General features: G+C 67.7%; 12 protein-coding genes and 3 pseudogenes. 6 read left to right on the top strand and 9 right to left on the bottom strand.

Annotation, left to right across the window (positions count from 1 at the left end):
- Positions 1-827 precede the first annotated feature (827 nt).
- A complete protein-coding gene (locus ACFWV2_RS28035) occupies positions 828-1,643 on the bottom strand; it encodes a S1 family peptidase (protein ID WP_384409021.1) in 816 nt (271 codons plus the stop codon).
- A gap of 561 nt (positions 1,644-2,204) precedes the next feature.
- Here ACFWV2_RS28035 and ACFWV2_RS28040 point away from each other — a divergent pair.
- The 4 genes from ACFWV2_RS28040 (at position 2,205) to ACFWV2_RS28055 (ending at position 6,092) form a co-directional block, all read left to right on the top strand.
- Positions 2,205-3,272, top strand: a complete 1,068-nt coding sequence (locus ACFWV2_RS28040) for an erythromycin esterase family protein (RefSeq protein ID WP_384409023.1) — start codon at positions 2,205-2,207, stop codon at positions 3,270-3,272.
- 265 nt (positions 3,273-3,537) lie between these two features.
- Positions 3,538-4,167: a hypothetical protein gene (locus ACFWV2_RS28045; protein ID WP_384409025.1), complete on the top strand. Its 630-nt coding sequence runs from the start codon at positions 3,538-3,540 to the stop codon at positions 4,165-4,167.
- 361 nt (positions 4,168-4,528) lie between these two features.
- The gene (locus ACFWV2_RS28050) at positions 4,529-5,074 is read left to right on the top strand and encodes a hypothetical protein (RefSeq protein WP_384409027.1); all 546 of its coding nucleotides are present in this window, start codon (positions 4,529-4,531) and stop codon (positions 5,072-5,074) included.
- A 433-nt stretch (positions 5,075-5,507) separates the two neighbouring features.
- Positions 5,508-6,092, top strand: a complete 585-nt coding sequence (locus tag ACFWV2_RS28055; RefSeq protein WP_384409029.1) for a DinB family protein — start codon at positions 5,508-5,510, stop codon at positions 6,090-6,092.
- Here ACFWV2_RS28055 and ACFWV2_RS28060 read toward each other — a convergent pair.
- The 8 genes and pseudogenes from ACFWV2_RS28060 to ACFWV2_RS28095 all read right to left on the bottom strand — a co-directional run bounded on the left by ACFWV2_RS28060 (position 6,089) and on the right by ACFWV2_RS28095 (position 12,996).
- Positions 6,089-6,964, bottom strand: coding sequence for a TniQ family protein (locus ACFWV2_RS28060; protein ID WP_384409031.1), 876 nt, complete (start codon positions 6,962-6,964; stop codon positions 6,089-6,091). The two genes, ACFWV2_RS28055 and ACFWV2_RS28060, sit on opposite strands and share 4 nt — an antisense overlap.
- Complete coding sequence (locus ACFWV2_RS28065) at positions 6,948-8,015, bottom strand: AAA family ATPase (RefSeq protein WP_384409033.1); 1,068 nt, start codon at positions 8,013-8,015, stop codon at positions 6,948-6,950. Before ACFWV2_RS28065 ends, ACFWV2_RS28060 begins: the two co-directional genes overlap by 17 nt.
- Entirely contained in the window at positions 8,012-8,560 is a 549-nt protein-coding gene (locus ACFWV2_RS28070; RefSeq protein WP_384409071.1) for a Mu transposase C-terminal domain-containing protein, read from the bottom strand. The genes ACFWV2_RS28065 and ACFWV2_RS28070 overlap by 4 nt, the downstream gene beginning before the upstream one ends.
- Complete coding sequence (locus ACFWV2_RS28075) at positions 8,446-9,993, bottom strand: hypothetical protein (RefSeq protein WP_384409035.1); 1,548 nt, start codon at positions 9,991-9,993, stop codon at positions 8,446-8,448. Before ACFWV2_RS28075 ends, ACFWV2_RS28070 begins: the two co-directional genes overlap by 115 nt.
- An 88-nt stretch (positions 9,994-10,081) precedes the next feature.
- Positions 10,082-10,810 (bottom strand): TnsA-like heteromeric transposase endonuclease subunit, encoded by a 729-nt coding sequence (locus ACFWV2_RS28080; protein ID WP_384409073.1) that lies wholly within the window; start codon positions 10,808-10,810, stop codon positions 10,082-10,084.
- 423 nt (positions 10,811-11,233) lie between these two features.
- Positions 11,234-11,628: pseudogene (locus ACFWV2_RS28085) on the bottom strand (hypothetical protein).
- 39 nt (positions 11,629-11,667) lie between these two features.
- A complete protein-coding gene (locus tag ACFWV2_RS28090) occupies positions 11,668-11,970 on the bottom strand; it encodes a hypothetical protein (RefSeq protein ID WP_384409075.1) in 303 nt (100 codons plus the stop codon).
- 218 nt (positions 11,971-12,188) lie between these two features.
- A pseudogene (locus ACFWV2_RS28095) lies at positions 12,189-12,996 on the bottom strand (IS5 family transposase).
- Positions 12,997-13,082: 86 nt separating this feature from the next.
- Here ACFWV2_RS28095 and ACFWV2_RS28100 point away from each other — a divergent pair.
- Positions 13,083-13,533, top strand: a pseudogene (locus ACFWV2_RS28100) (IS5 family transposase); the annotation flags it as partial.
- 942 nt (positions 13,534-14,475) lie between these two features.
- The gene (locus tag ACFWV2_RS28105) at positions 14,476-16,056 is read left to right on the top strand and encodes a sigma-70 family RNA polymerase sigma factor (RefSeq protein WP_384409037.1); all 1,581 of its coding nucleotides are present in this window, start codon (positions 14,476-14,478) and stop codon (positions 16,054-16,056) included.
- The last annotated feature ends 355 nt before the right edge of the window (positions 16,057-16,411 follow it).

The raw sequence follows: 16,411 nt of genomic DNA on the forward strand, positions 1-16,411 counted from the left end.
CCGCGTGATATTGAGGGGGCCTTTAGGGTTCTGGATCCCGACGGGCATGAAGTTCTTGTCTGGCCGAAGCAACAAATCCGCGAGCCAAGGTGGATGCCAGGTGCTGCCGGTACCGCTTCGCTACTTCTACGAGCAGCCCAAGAAGTAGGTCGTCGGCCCGTCTGGGGTGAGGCCTACGGCGGGAGGCGCAAGCGACACTGGCGCCTCCCGCGCGGTTGACAAGCCAGTCAGGTCGTCAAGAAGTTAGCAAAGGCGGTGCCGTCGTTGCTGCTCCCCGCACCCGCGGGGATGGTCCCATCACCCCCGACATGGCGCTGGAGCCGGGCGACTGCTCCCGGCACCCGCGAGGATAATCCCACCCTGATCGGGTGGTTGACCGTGCCTCACAGCTGCTCCCCACGCTGCGAGGATGGGATCCCAGGTCCGCGTGGAAGGACGTAGTGCCGGCGTCTGCTTCCTGCCGCCCGCGGGATGGCCCTACGTGGCGCCCCGGAAGGTGACGCCCTCGGCCCCAGGCGTCACCACTGCCGCTCTATGCGGCCGCTGGCGCTCCATACGCCCGCCCCTTCCCTCCTTTGCGCGAGCCGCTGACCAGGTAAAACGCCAAGCCGCGGCGCCCGGCATCAGCTCCCGGACGCCGCACGTGGGCTTCACTTCGACAGACGTCCGGGGAGGCCTGCGGTTGTTCCGGCCCTTGCCCAATCTTCACGGGGCGCTCGGAGTTTCCGACGTCGCCGGGCAGAGGCAGAGATAGCGCAGAGGCGTATCCGCCACGTCGATGGGAGAGTGCCTCGGTTCGACGGCTGTCCGCTCGACGACTGTCCGGGTCAGGCGTTGCGCCTGATGGTTTGCCGGATCCAGTCCGCGTAGACGGGCACGTTGGTGTAAAGGCCCGGCCCGGCCGAGCAGGCGACCCCCGGGACGCCGGGGCCCGACGTGGCTCCGATGAGCTCCCATCGTCCGTGCCGACCCCTCTGGAGCTGCGGCCCGCCGGAGTCCCCGAAGCACGCCATGGCCTTGGGGACACGGCTGATCGTGCACAGCCGGGTCCGGTCCGCGTAGCCGGGACCGCACTCGTCGATGGCACCCGTAATCGTCTTGAGCTCCTGCAACCGCTCCGCGAACTTCAGCTTGCTGTCGAGCGTGGTGCCGAAACCGAGGACCCGGGTGGGGGTGCCGGGCCGCCCGGCCCGCTGCGCGATCCGGACGGGCTTCTCGTCGACCGGACGATCGAGGCGGACCAGTGCGATGTCGTGCTTGTTGGCGGCCTTGCCTTCACCACTCACGAAGCCAGGGTGAACGACGGTCCGCTCGATGGTACGGACGGTTCCACCGGACGTTCGCTCGTCGCTACCGATCCGGACGATGCCGTCCAGCACCAGGCCGTCACCCTGCACACAGTGGGCCGCCGTCAGCACCCATTGGGGATCGATCAGCGACGCCCCGCAGGAACCGTCGTACAGCCCGTGCTTCGGGGCCGACTCCGGGATCGACGCCATGAACGAGTAGTGCTTCGTGGAATCCGTCCCGTTGACGATCGCTCCGGCGCTGCCGCTCATCAGGGTGGTGCTGGTCGCGAAGGCGAGAGCGCCGACAGCGGTGATGCGTGCCATGCGGCGGACCACCGACTTCAAGTTGGACACAGGGGTTCCTTCTCTCGTGAATCGGAGTGCGGTCGTCCACCCTGCTTGGTTCAAGATCCACCGGGCCATCCGGGTAGCGGTCCCCATGTGGTGGGGGTGCCCCCCGGAGGAAGTCGGTGGGGCACCCCAGCGCGTTCCCGCGCCATGGGACACCAAGATCGTTGGAATGGTTCGGAAGGTCCGCACACGCAAGGAGCGAACAGCATGCACGGATTCAGAATGTCGATCGGCGGACGAGGGTTGATCTCGTCCCTGGGGGTGCTCGCCGCAACGACGTCCGCGGCCCCCGCCGTTGCCGCGCCGTCGGCCGCGCGAGCGGCATCGACCGCTACCGCATCTACAGCACCGGCCGCGTCCGACGCATCGGCCGTATCAGCCGACTCCGGCGCGAAGGGTCGGGAATCGTCCCTTATACGATCCCTGGAGCGGTCTGCTCACCCACTGCGTTCCACGGAGGCAGGTGGCCGGACCGAGGACCTGCGGGCGCTGGGCGCCATGGTCGGTGACGCGAAAGTAGTGGGGCTCGGCGAAGCCACTCATGGTTCGCACGAGTTCTTCACCATGAAGGAACGCGTCTTCCGTCACCTTGTCGAGGAACGCGATTTCACCACCTTCGCTCTGGAGATGAGTTGGTCGGCGGGCCTGAGGATCGACGAGTACGTCCAGGGTGGCCCCGGCGACCCGCGGACGATCGCGAAGGAGACGCTGGCCGGATCCCCCTGGGAGCGTGCGGAGTTCGTCAGCTTGATCGCCTGGTTGCGTGAGCACAACCGCCGCCATCCCGACCACCGGGTCCACTTCATGGGGGACGACATCGGGGCGCCCGAACTCGGCGACCACATCTTCGAGCGCGTGGTGTCGTCCGTCGGCAAGACACGCCCCGAGGTGCTTCCCCGGCTCACCGAGTTGTACGGCGGGCTGCGCCCCTTCGACGACATCTTCGGCTACCTCCGCAAACCGGTCGCGGAACGAGAGGAGAACGCCGCACGCGCCAAGGAGGCACTCGACCTGGTCGCGGAGCACCAGGAGGCCGACGGCGGCGACTACGCGTGGACGGTGCAGCACGCCCGGAACATCGCCCAGACCTTCGCCTTCGCCACCGTCGACCTCACAGACCCGGCCTCGGTAACCGCCGCCGAGAGCCTGCGTGATCAGGCCATGGCCGACAACGTGCTGTGGTGGCAGCGCCACACAGGACACAAGATGCTTCTCTCAGCCCACAACGGCCACATCGGGTACCTCTCCACCCATCCGGACATGTACCCGCGGACCCAGGGCGCTGTGCTGAGCGATCGTCTGGGCCATGGCTATGTCGCGATCGGCTTCAGCTTCGCCGGCGGCTCCTTCCTCACCAAGGACGCATCCCTCGACGGAGACTGGAAAGCGGTGACCGTCCCGGCGGCGCGCCCGGGCATGAACGAGCACGTCCTGGATTGGGTCCGGTACCGGGACTTCTACCTCGATCTGCGGACCGCGCCCACACCTGCCGGGGCCTGGCTCGACCGGGCCCGTCCGGTCTACGACGCCGGCTCGACCTTCACCCCCGACCCTCTGCCCGTCCTCGCCCTCGGCCGGGCCTACGACGCCCTCATCCACCTCCACCGGGTCCGGGCGGCCGACCAGCTCTGACACGAGGGTGCGGCCCGCCGCCTCCGTGACGGACGGTCGGGCAGGACCAGGTCTGAGGGAGGAGGGAGCCGGCCCAGACCTGAAGAGGTTCGCCCGGTCGACGTGCGAAAGACTCCCGGGCGAACTCCGCTCCCCACGCTCCCTTGCTACCGGCCGAAAGAGTGTGAACGCGACCGTGGACTGGGCCGAAAGAGGCACCTGGCAGGATCCCGGCGACACGTCCCGTCCACGGGCGAGGTCGCGTTCAGGTGATCTCGGGGACGAGTTGGTTGGTCAGTTCGTACCCGGCGCCGATGATCGCCAGCCTCCCCGCCGTGATCCTCGCGGCCAGGTCGGGCTCTGCTGCGAGCAGGGCCCGCCCGAGCCGTACCACCACCTCCTACAGGCCATCGAGAACAACGTCGCCCACCCCGACGCCATCCTGACCTTCCCCTACGACTGGCGCCTGCCCGTCGGCGCGCACGCCAAGAACCTCGCCACCACCGCCCGCGAACATCTCACCCGATGGCGGAGCCACCCGGATCACGCCGCGGCCCGACGCAACGCCGTCGGCGAACGAGAAGCCCGACTCGTCTTCATCGCCCACTCCATGGGCGGCCTCGTCGCCTACGCGGCCCTCACCCTCGGCGGAGACAGCAACCTGGGCGACGACACCCAGCTCCGCCTGACACCCGACACGCTCGCCGCCGGCAAGGACGCCGCGGCCGCCCGCGGACTGGACTTCAACCGATACGTCGAGCGCCTCATCGCCGAGGACACCACCGGCGCCCGAGCCGCCGGCATGACCGCCGCCCAAGCCCTGATCGACACCCACGGCGACTTCCTCGACGACCTCGAAGCACACCTCGACTCGAAGCCCCCCGCCGCCCAGCAGGACTGCGGCGCCGCCGCGTGAGCGCGGCGTCGGTGAGGACGGGAGAGGTGGAACTGCTCCCCGCATCCTCGGGGATGATCCCGACTTCGAGGTGTTCAAGCGCACGGTGATGCACTGCTCCCCGCACCCGCCGGGATGGTCCCGGCGCCCTGCTCCCCGCACCCGCGGGGACGGTCCGATAGGGTCTCGCGGTCCAGGTCGGACGGCGTCCCCGTAACCAGCGAATTCGCGAGTTGTCACACCCGGTATCGGGCACCGGAGTCACAACTTCGTGTCGCTGAATCACCTTTCACGCGCGGCCGAGCGATGAGCCGGGTAACGTCGGATGACCGAGAAGCCGTCCCCCAGCAAGTCTGTCGGTGCCCGTTCGTAGGATCCTGGCATGTCTGATGCCTTCACCGTCCTGTGGACCCACGACACGTGCCGTGCCCTGCGCAAGGCAGGTCGTGTGGGCGAGCGGCCACCCATCGCCTTCAGCGGCGCCCACTCCTCTCTTCCCGCTTGGTCGGGCGCGCGCGCCGGGGATGAGGTGTACGCGCTGCATGTGAACCGGGGCGAGGTGTTGATGGTGAGCTGCATGCGAGTGGTCGGCGTGGGACGACGCGACTGTTGTGGCACCGCTCCCGCGACGTGGCAGGACCCTGGGTTTCCCGGGCACGGCGACTGGTCGGCGCTCGGTGCCAACGGCTGTGGCGCGGAAGCAGTGCACGTGGAAGCCACGCCGGTGCGCTTCGACATGCCGATACCTGGTGACCTCCTGGGACGACTCACCTGGCGCAACCGCCGAGGACAGACCCGTGGCCTGAAGTACGTGGTGGACGGCCGCCTGGAGCGCGCGGTCAGCCTCCAGGGGTTCTACCGTCTGACGCCCGAGTCGGCCAGCGATTTGGCAGTCCTCGACAAGGCCGCCCCCGGGTGCAGTGGATAGGGCGGCTCTCCTGTCCTGCCCTGTCCTGTCGAAGTGCATCTGTCAGATGGCGAGCCGCTGACCAGGTGGGGTGCCACGTCGATTGAGAACGCTGGCCCTCAGCGTTCTCGACTGACATGGCTTTCGCGGAATCGTGCTGACGGATGGGATAGGTGACTCAGCCGTCATGCACTTCAGCGAAGCTGTCCATGGTCTCCCTCAGGCGGCGCCGTGCTGCATCCAGACGTTCCGCGTAGTCAGCAGCGAAGATCCCGGGAAGTACCTTGTACTGCATCCCCGCGAGCTTGTGGATCGGGGCCCACGCGGCAAGTTTTGCGAGCTTCTTGGCAGCAGGTCAGGGCGGCGGCCATGGCCAGGCCTCGGCGCTGCCAGTCGTTGCGGACCACGTACGGGATCTTGAGACCATGAGCAGCCCATGGCAGGCTCATGCCGCATGATCGATGAATTCGCGAAAGACAACCTGCACGGGCGACTGCGGCGGGACCGCAAGGCGCTGCTCTGGAAACTCGACGGCTTGTCCGAATACGACGCCCGCCGGCCTTTGACCGCGACCGGGACCAACCTCCTCGGCCTGGTCAAACACGTGGCCAGCGTCGAGGCCAGGTACTTCGGAGAGGTCTTCGACCGCCCTTCCCCGGAACCGCTGCCCCGGTGGCAGGACTCCAACGGAAGCGATCTGTGGGCGACCGAGGACGAGACCCGCGATCAGATCATCGGGTTCTACCGGCGCACGTGGGAACACTCGGACGCGACGATCAACGAGCTTCCCCTCGACGCCCTCGGCCACGTGCCATGGTGGCCGGAGCCTTATGCCGACACGAACCTGTTCGCCATCATGGTCCATGTCCTCGGCGAGTCCATCCGGCATGCCGGGCACGCCGATATCCTGCGCGAGGGCCTCGACGGCCGGACCGGGTTGCGCGCCGAACACGAGAAGCAGATCGACGAGGAAGCCCGTGCAGCCTACTGCGCGAAGATCGAGCAGGCCGCCAGGTCGGCCGCACCAATCAAGGCTTAGTTCGGAGCCTCACGGAGGTCTCGTTCGCGGAAGAGACAGAAGCGCCGGTAGAGGGGGTCATGGGTTCCGAGGGTGGTGTAGATCCGCGCGAATCGTCGACTCAGCTCGGCGGTTGTCGCCAGGTAGAGATCTTTGGGGTCGAACGCGGTTGTGGGCGGGTCGAGGATCAGGTGCGTCAACACCACGATCTCGGGGAACGCCGCGAGGTGACTGCGGTCCTCAGCCGAGATCTTCTTGCTGACGGCGAGAGCTTCGACGCGGTCAAGGCGATCGGTCCACTCATTTCCGAGGTCGATCGGCATTCCGGAGGCGGACCAGTCCTCGACGATTTTCCGCGCCATGTCGAGGGCTCGTCTGGTCTGCCGGTGACGGCGGGCGAGTTGGTCGAGGCGTCGCTGGGCCTCGATGACTTCGGGCAGGGCGACGAGCGGGATGTCGTGAGTGGAGCGGGTCCAGAGCTGATGCCGCGGGCAGAGGTGGACGTGGGCGGGCGAGAGGGTGATGACCACGGAAGCGGTGGGGCTGCGGCGGGCTGTGCAGCAGCGGCAGGGGCGGCTGATCAGCCGTTCCGTTCGCTGCCCGGGACCGTGTGGGCTGAGGAAGTCGGCGAGCGCGGGCAGGGCCCTGGCGAGGTGGGGCGTCGGACGCCCGGAGAGTGTGGCCAGACGGTCGGGTGAGTGAGGATTCCAGCCGGCGGTGGTGTTGCTGAGCGGGGAGAACTCCGGCGGCAGCGGGCCCAGGAGGCGGGCGAGGAAGCTCGCGGGACGGTTGTTGGCGACGGCCAGGCGGTGGAGATAGGAACCGAGGGTCTCGTCGTGGACGGGGCCGAGGGCGATGGGCAGCCGGTGGAGTTGTTCAGGCTGCGTCGGCATCCGGCCTCCGGCGGCGGGGGCGTCGGTTGCGGCGGTGTTCCTGGCGGGCGTCCTCGGCGGTCTGGTCGACCTCGATGGTCTCCAGGGTCTTGCGGGTGATGGCCTCGCTGCCGTTGATGATGGCCTCAAGGGCGGCGCCGCAGACGAGTTGGGAGAGGCTGCCGATCGCGCCGTCGGTGCGTTCGTGGAGGTAGCCGTCGAGTTTGACCAGGCTGCCGGGCTTGTGCCGGTGCAGTCGTAGGGCGTCTTCGAGTGAGGCGATCAGGTTCCGCCAGTTCTGCCGCTGTGCGGTGGTGCCGTAGGCGAACGGTTCGGTGTCGGTGACGGTGTATCGGCCGGAGATCTGCTGGCCCCGGACCCCGCTGAACAGGCCGCTCGCGGCGACTTCGATGCCGGCGAGTACGAAGGTGGCGGGGATCCGCTCGGACAGGTATTTCAGCTGGTCGGAGGCTTCTGCCCCGGCTTGGGTGGCGAGGTTGAGGTTGTGGATCTCGTCGACGAGCGCGAGTTCGACGCGCATTTTGATCAGCAGATCGCAGACGGCGTTGGTGATGGAGGTCTGGGTCTCCTGTCGGACGACGGGAAGGCCGAGGAACCGGGCGAACTCGATGGCGAGCATCTTCGGGGTGGCCCGGGGCGGGACGGTGACGTAGACGACCGGCAGTCTTCCTGCCGCGGCCGAGCCGAGTCGTTTCCGGACCAGGAGTTCATGGTTGCGGCCGAGCTGGGCGATGGCGGTCGTCTTGCCGGTCCCGGCCTGGCCGGTGACGATCAGCCCGCGACGGCCGGAGATCTGGTGCCGGTTGAGCAGGACCAGGCGTCGCCCGGTGGTGAACACGTTGCGGACGGTGGGGGTGCCCACGATCACGAGCCGGGAGTGGTAGTCCAGCCTGGGCTCGTTGTAAGCGAGCCGTTTCTCCTCGGTCAGGGCCATGAAGGCCCGCAGCGAGAGCATGGTCGGGGAAACCGGGGCATCATCGACGAACTGCTTCCAGCCGTCCTTGGTGGTCAGAGGGTTGTGCTCGTCATCATGGGCGTTGGGCGGAGTCACCACAGAGGCTTACCTTCCTCTTCCAGGGGGTTGAAGACGCCGAAGGGGGTGACCGGCGCATCCTCCGGACCCTCGTTCTCGCTATCGTCCGCATCGGCGGGCCGGGCCGGTGGGAGTGCGGGCCGTGTGGGGGCCTCAAGGGCTGCCCGGGTGCGGGCCATGACCTGCTCCGATCCGGCCGGCGGTTTCCCCGACCTGCGCAGCAGCTTGGCCAGGACTTGGGCGATGGCGGTCTCGCTGGTGTCGTCGCGGCCCTGGTCGGCGAGGAGTTGGCGTGCGTGGCGCCAGGTGAAGTCGGCGAATGGGGCCCGGACCATGGGCAGATGGGTCCACGGGGCTTCGATCCATCGGCGGCTGTCGCTTCGCCGTACCCAGACGCGGGAGGCGTCGTAGGGGTCGTAGTGGACCTCCCACAGATCCTGCTTGCCCGTCACCCCGGACGGCTGCCTCCGTAGCCGGTTGAGCTCGGGGCTGTCGTAGGTGCGGTAGTTGACCTTGATGCCGTAGTCGTTGACGGCCCTCCAGACCGCGGGCAGCAGTTCGATGTAATCCTCTGCCGACAGAGCAACGGGCAAATACCCGGCGCGGGCGACAGCGATGGCGTACGACTCGTTCGGCGACAGCGTCCGCCCCGCCATATAGGGATTGCGCAGGCCCTCGTGCGGACGCTGCTGCCAGCAGATGATCCACTCGTCCAGGAGGTCCTGGAGCTGAGCGAGGTCCAGACTGCCTCGGAGGCCGGATCACTGCCGCGACGGGTGACATCGAAGCCGGTGTAGCCCGCGACGTACTGGCAGAACAGCGAGTTGATCGATGCGAACGTCCTCTCCACGATCGCCTTGTCCGTCGGGGTCCTGGGCCGGGCGAGTTGCAAGGAGATCCCCAGCAGTGAGCAGGCGGAGGAGAACGTGTCGGAGACGAACACCTTGCCGTGGTCGATCACGATGGTGTCCGGGACGATGACCGGCTTGGCCGCGGCCTTCTCCAACCGCGCGTCCACCGCCATGAGCCGCTGGTGCGGCAGGATCGAGTCCGACATCGCAAGGGTCTGGCTCCAGCCCGGCCGCATCGGCTCGGGAACCAGCATCCTCGCCAGCAGCACCGCGGCGTCCACGCCTTTCGTGCCCGCGGGCCTGAGCAGGGCCGCGCAGATCGTGCGCGTCGTGACATCGACCGCGATCGTCAGATCGGGGCGGGCCACGACTCCGTCGTCCAGCACCGCCATCACGTCCAGCCGCGTGGAGTCGATCTGCACGATCTCCCCGGGGCGGGCGGCCATGGAGGGGGTGAACGGCCCCACGGGCCGAAGCGCTCGCTGGCGGCGTACCGTGGCCGAACCGAAGGACGCGTTGTTCCTGGCGAGGCTGTTCACCAGCCGATAGAAGGTCGCCCTCGTCGGTAGGAGCTTCACCGCTTCCTCGCCGTGCTTCGCGGCGAGGATCTGCTCGGCCCGCAGCATGAGCCGCTTGCGATCCCCCGTCGAAAGGTCCGTCTGCCCGGCCAGGGCCTCGGTGACCGCCTCGACGACGCGCTCGTCCGTCCTTCCCGTGCCGGGGACCGGCACCGGCGGTTTCCGGGACCGGCCGTCCACCAGCCCCCACAACCCCTCGGCCTCGTAGCGCTGCCGCATCCGCAGAAAGGTCCGCTTGCTGATCTGCTGCCCGCCGGCCGCCAGCTCGGCGACCTTCGCAGCTTCTCGCTCCATCAGCGTCCGCCAGGCCGGGTCGTACTCGGGCCGAGGAGACGTGCCCTCCGGAACATCCGGGGGCAGCCCGGTGAGTACTTCCACCACGTGCTGTTCCCAGAACCGGGCCTGCTCGACGGCCGCCGGCGGCAACGCGTCCACCAACGCGAACGGCGGCAGGACTCGTTCCGGGACCGCCTCCGGCCCACGGTCCAGTACCTCGAAATCGGCGGCGGCCATCACGTAGCCGGCAGCCATGACACGGGTGTCGCCCTCGTCGCTGAGCAGCCGCAAGATCGTTCCATCCAGGCCGATGATCTGCTGGTCGTGGCCCTCGAACCGAATTCGGTCCCCGACCCGAAGAACCCCGCGTGGCGCCAGTTCAGCCATGACTCACCGCCGCATGGCCGATCAAGGCGCCGTCTCCCAACGGCACCGACAGGTCAAGATGCAGGTCACCGCACCACAGCAGGTGGTAAAGCGTCGGCAGGACGGACAACGGGTCCCCCACCGCTTCGACACCGTCCATGAGCAACTGTGGGTCCTCGAACGTGTCCATGAGCCGCTTCGCGACGTCGCCGACCCGATTACGTGGATGCCGATATCCCGACAGCCAGCGGACGTTGGCCATCTCCACCGGATCAGGCTCGTGCACCAGGGCGAAGGACCAGCAGCCCATCTCCTGGCACATCGCCTCGGTCGCCGAGAACTTCACCGCGTCCGCCGGGCCGACCCGGTCCGCCGGCCGGACATCGACGACCAGGCCCGAGCCGTCCTCCAGCCGTGCGAAGTAGTCCGGCGTATGCGAGATCCGGCGCTTCTCCCCCTGCCATGTCACCCGGAACGGCTGCGAGGCCAGCCCCACCACCCGCCGGTCATGGTCAAGGAGCATGGCCCGGTCCCGCTCCAGCCACGACTCGAACCCCACCAGCGACTGCGTCGTCGTCGCCCAGTACCAGCCCGTGAAGTGCCGCTGCCCGTGGTACGACGTGAACCGTCGCACTGGGAGCACCGACTCGAACCGAACCCGGGACACCGCCTCCAGCACGGACTTCCGCAGCCCGCCACCCTCAGCATCAGCCCACTCGACATCGACCAGACCCAGATCCATCGCCACCCCCGGCTCCGCGTACCTGCCGAAACGACCGTGACAGGTACTGCGAGAACCGGACCAGAAAACTGAGATCAAACCCCACGTACGGGGCAAACGTCGTCGCTCGGCGTGCGACGCAATGAGAATCCGACAACACGAACGAGAAGCCCTGAGAATCCGACAGCTTCAATGCGACAGGACATGCCCCCATGACCTGCGGCGTCTCACCTAGATGTCGGATCCGACATCGGCCATGAGATTCCGACACGGGAAATGAGATCCCACAGTAGAAAGACCTGCAAGATCTCGCGCTTCGCTGCATACGCCAAGGTTGTGACCTGGACATCCCTGTTCAGTCTCACGACGTGCCGGCCGGCGGCTGTCTCAGAGTCGTGTCATTTCCTCAGACTGTCCAGCAGGCTGCACTGCTGCCGAGGGGCGTCACGAACCTGCTTCGGCACCCATCCGTTCCATCCACTCGAGCACGGTTACTGCTCGCTTGAGGCGGCTGACGATGTCCTTCCTGGAGGCCGTGGCCAGGGTCTCCGGGATCTCGTCGAAGGTGTCGGGAAGGACGTCGAGCAGACTCCAGATCTGTTCGCCGGTGTTGACGGTCAGCAGTGCCGGCACCTCCACTGCACCGGCATCTCGGGACGGTGCGTGAGCCGTTGCACGAGCGTCGGGATCAGGTAGTGCGTCGCCTCCGCAGCAAGGTGCTCTCGCAGCCAGTCGACCGGGAGCCGCTGGCTGAAGCTGTGCATGGCGGCCTCCTGGGCCAGGTCCAGGAGATGAGCTGTGTCGATGGCTCGGACAGTGCGAGGAAGGGTCGGGGTCATGTCGCGATGATGGCAAGAAGTCTCCGAAGGGCCGAGAGGTCAGCTGGGCCGGGATGCGATCTGGCGACGGGCAGACCCCCAGACTTCCTCGAACTCCTCGGAGGTGAGTTGTTCGGGGTCGTGGCCTTCCCATTCCGAGACGGGCAGCTCGGCTGTGATCCCGAACCTGCTGTCGTACTCGTCGAGGCGGCCTGCGTCGCGGGCCCGCTGCCACTCGGCGAGGGAGGCAGCTGTGATCGGGGTCAGCTCAGGCCCTTGAAGTTCGACCTGCCGGATTGCCCAGCCTTCGGCGTCGACCTCGAAGTAGAACCAGGTGTCTTCCTCGTCCCAGTAGCAGCGCATCCATGTGGTCACCAGGCCATGATGCCGGGCCAGATGTGACGCCTACGCCGCGTTGTCTCATGGCTGAGCGATGAATCCTGTAGATCGGTCGAGCTGAAACGGAGAACCGACCCGGGTTGGATCCCAGCCTTGATCCCGTGCCTCTCGAATGCTGGCAGCAACGTGAGCTGGGCGAATGGGCTCCGTCTCGGCGCCCACCCAGTTACTAACTGATCGTTTCAGAATGAGGTTCGCAGGCGCCTCAAGCAGATGATGCTGCAGGCGAGTTGGAGCAGGCCGAGGCGGAGGTCGGCGCGTATCTCGTAGCGGATCCGGAGGCGTTTGAACTGGTGGAGCCAGGCGAAGGTCCGCTCGACGACCCAGCGGGTCTTGCCCAGGCCGGAGCCGTGCGGGACGCCACGTCGGGCGATCTTGGGTGTGATGCCGCGGTCCGCAGGACGCGGCGGTACTTGTCGTAGTCGTATCCGCGGTCGGCGAACAGCCGGCCCGGTCGATGCCTGGGGCGCCCGCGGAGCCCTCGGATGCGGGGGATCGCGTCCAGCAGCGGTGTCAGCTGGGTGACGTCGTGGCGGTTTCCGCCGGTCAGGGTTACGGCGAGGGGTGTGCCATGCCGGTCAACGATCAGATGGTGCTTGCTGCCCGGCCTCGCGCGGTCGACCGGCGAAGGTCCGGTGTGAGCCCCCCTTTCAGCGCTCTGACGTGCGAGCCGTCGATCGCGGCATCGTCCATGTCGAGCAGACCGGCTTTGCGTAGTTCGGCCAGGAGGACCTCGTGCAGGCGGGGCCAGACGCCGGCTTCGGTCCAGTCCCGCAGGCGCCGCCAGGCGGTCACTCCACTGCACCCTGTCCGCTCGGCAGGTACGTCTCTCCAGCTCACGTTCTTGCGCAGCACGTAAACGATGCCCCGCAGGGCCGCACGGTCGTCCGCCGGCAGCCGCCCCGGATACCGATGGCGCCGCGGTGGTCGGGGCGGCAGCAGCGGAGCGATGCGTTCCCACAGGTCATCAGGCACAAGATCATCCGACACCCGCAACACTCTGCCGCCACCAAGCCAAGCCGCCAACCCCCTGCAGTGAACTCACTATGAAACGATCAGTTAAGCACTGGATTAGGGGGGATCGCGTCGGCCCCTCGCCCGTCGACCGCGCCCGCCCCGGCTCCAAGCACCACCTGATCGTCGACCGACACGGAACCCCCTCGCCGTCACCCTCACCGGCGGCAACCGGCACGACATCACCCAGCTCCTGCCGCTGCTCGACGCCGTCCCGCCGATCCGGGGCCTGCGAGGACGCCCCCGCCGCAAACCCCGGCGGCTGTACGCCGACCGGGGCTACGACTTCGACAAGTACCGCCGCCTGCTGTGGCAGCGAGGCATCAAACCGCTGATAGCCCGGCGCGGCGTCGCCCACGGCTCCGGACTGGGCCAGGCCGCTGGGTGGTCGAGCGCACCTTCTCCTGGCTGCACCAGTTGAAACGGCTTGGCATCCGCTACGAGCGCCGAGCTGACCTCCACCACGGCCTGCTCGAGCTTGCTTGCAGCATCATCTGCCTGCGGAAACTTTGACTGCAGCCCTGAGCGGGTTCAGCGGGAATCGCTAATTGAACATATTCAAAACGTGTGGAAGGGTGGCTCCGGCCGTGCTCGGCTTCCTTCAGAAGCGACTACCGGGCGCACGAAGTGAGCGGTCTCGAACGGGCAGGGTGGCATGGACTCAGCACACGGGGCTCTGGCCCCAACCGGAAAAGGCCGAGGCGGCCGGTCCACGCTGATGTCAGATGGCCGGATGCGTCGCCCTCTCATCAGGTCCTTCGGACAGTTGGCCACGGTCCTCGGATTTCTGCTTCTTGCGTGCACATCATGCGCTGGAGCCGGCGGCGATGCTGCCGTGATCCAGCAGGCCGATCTCGTCGGGGACTGGAGCAATGCCAACGGCGCCACAGTGCACGTGTCAGCTGGACATAGCTTCTCGGCAAGCGGAATCAAGCATGCCGTCCCCGACTACGAGTGCCCTACGGAAATAGCTGGTACGTGGCAGTTCTGGGCGCAGCACGGCCCGCCGACGAGCTTCGGAGCCTCGGACTCGGCGACCGAAGGAGAGTCGTTCGTCGTGTTGGTGAACGCTGACAGTTCGGCCAGCTGGTGCGACCTCCAAGGCCAGGTCCAGCGTGATGACCAAGGCTTCAGCATCTGCCTTGTCCTGGATCTTGACCAGTCCTGCACTGCAGATGAGCTCCTCCGCAAGGACTCGACTCGATCCCGGTAAGCAGCGTGGGTGCAGCCCCGATCCGACGTCATTCAGCAGGGTCGGATGTCGCTATTTTGAAACGATCAGTTAATGGGTCGTCAGCGAGTTGGCCGAGTGGCCGGACACACCCCCGGGCACCGGGCCTTCCATGTCGGCACGGGCCAGACCGTCCGCCCGAGGCGCAGGCTTTGGCCGTATGCCTTCGTCGCGGCTAGGGTGTGCCGCCGTACTGGCGGATCGCTCCCCTGGAGAAGGTGGGAATGGGGCTCAAGGACGCAGACCACGCGGGGCTGGTCGTCGCGGCGCAGGCCGGTGACGATCGAGCGTGCGAGGAGCTCATCGCCGCGTACCTGCCGTTGGTCTACAACATCGTCGGGCGGGCGCTGAGCGGCCATGCGGACGTCGACGACGTCGTTCAGGAAACCCTGCTGCGCGTGGTGCGCGACCTGCCTGACCTGCGCGCTCCGGAGAGCTTCCGGTCCTGGCTGGTGTCGATCACGCTCCGCCAGATCAATACCCACTGGCACCGGCAACACGTGTCCGCCGACCGGACCACGGTCATCGACGAGGCACGCCGGATACCGCACGCCGGCGCCGAGCCTGTGGACACGGCGATCCTGCGGCTGCATGTCTCGGACGAGCGCCGTCGCGTCGTCGAAGCCGGCCGGTGGCTCGACCCGGACCATCGGGTGCTGCTGTCACTGTGGTGGCAGGAATGCGCCGGCCTGCTCAGCCGGGAGGACATGGCCGCCGCGACGGGGCTCACGGTCGCTCACGTCGGAGTGCGTCTCCAACGCATGCGGGAGCAGCTGGAACTGTGCAGAACGATCGTCGCCGCGCTGGAGGCCGACCCGCGCTGTCCGCAGCTGGGGGAGACCGTCGTCGGCTGGGACGGTCACCGTGCATCGGTGTGGCGCAAGCGGATCGCGCGGCACACACGTGACTGCCCGGTCTGCACGGCGGCGTCGGCGGAACGGATTCCGGCCGAACTCCTCCCCCTCAGCCTCACGACGCTGGCCGTCCCGGCCGCACTGATCACCGCGCTGGCCGCCAAGGGCTTGCTGTCGGGTACGGCAGCGAGCGCCGCCGGGCTGGCCGCGGCCCCCGTCGCCGTCGGCACGGCGACGGGGGGAGGCGGTCTACACGGCGCTCTGATCGGCAAACTCCAGACGGTGACCGCTCATCCGCTGGTAAGCCTCGCGACCGGCGCGGTGCTCATCGCCGGGACCGCCACCTATGCGACCTGGCCTGATCCGGCGCCTCGTCTGCCCGGCGCCACTGCCGCTCCCACGGTCGGCACTCCCACGCCCCTTCCGTCGCGCACCACTACCTCGGCGGGACCGTCCCCGACAAGTCCGTCCCCGGTGAGCCCGCCCTCGGTCGGCCCGTCCGCCGTCGCGGGCACCGTTCCGCTGGGCGCACAGTCGCTGGAGTCCGCGGACAGTCCTGGCCTGTTCGTCACGTACACGGGCGACTTCGCGACGCTCGGCAGCGTCGCCGCGTCCAGCAGCGCGCAGGCACGTCAGCGGGTCACCTTCACGGTCGTCGGGGGACTGGCCGACACGCGGTGCGTCACCTTCCGCGCCGCAGACGGCCGGTATCTTCGCCACTACTACCTGCGGCTGCGGCTGAGCACCGACGACGGCAGCGCACTGTTCCGTGAAGACGCCACCTTCTGTCCCCGTCCCGGGGCGGTCGCCGGGTCCGTGACCCTGCACGCGCGCAACTATCCGGGATCGGTTCTCCGCCACCGCGACGGCGGCATCTGGCTCGACGGCTCCGACGGCACGCGGGCCTTCGCCGGCCAGGCTTCCTACATCGTGCGCAGCCCCGGGGCCTGAGCACCACTCCTCGGGCGATCCCGACCGAGTCGCACAGTCACAGCTGGTGCTCCTCCAGCCGGATCCCCCACGGTTCCTGCCCCACGCCATGACCGGCGTTCACTGCAGATCGGTGCGGCGCCCCTCTTCCACGGGCGCGACCAGGTCACGGCGTCCGGCATAACGCTTTCTGCCTGCGAGATGCATCACTGGGCAATCCTGCGGACGGCGCGACTTTTCTGTTACGAGACCGCGAGCTCGGAAGCCTCCACTTCAGGGGTGTCCTTCCCACCGCCTGTCATGACATGCCGGCGCGGCTGGGTCCCGACGTCCCCCACTGACGTATCCCCTGAAGAAAGTTCCTCCCATGACGCAG

Source organism: Streptomyces sp. NPDC058671 (assembly GCF_042716475.1).
Taxonomy (GTDB): Bacteria; Actinomycetota; Actinomycetes; order Streptomycetales; family Streptomycetaceae; genus Streptomyces.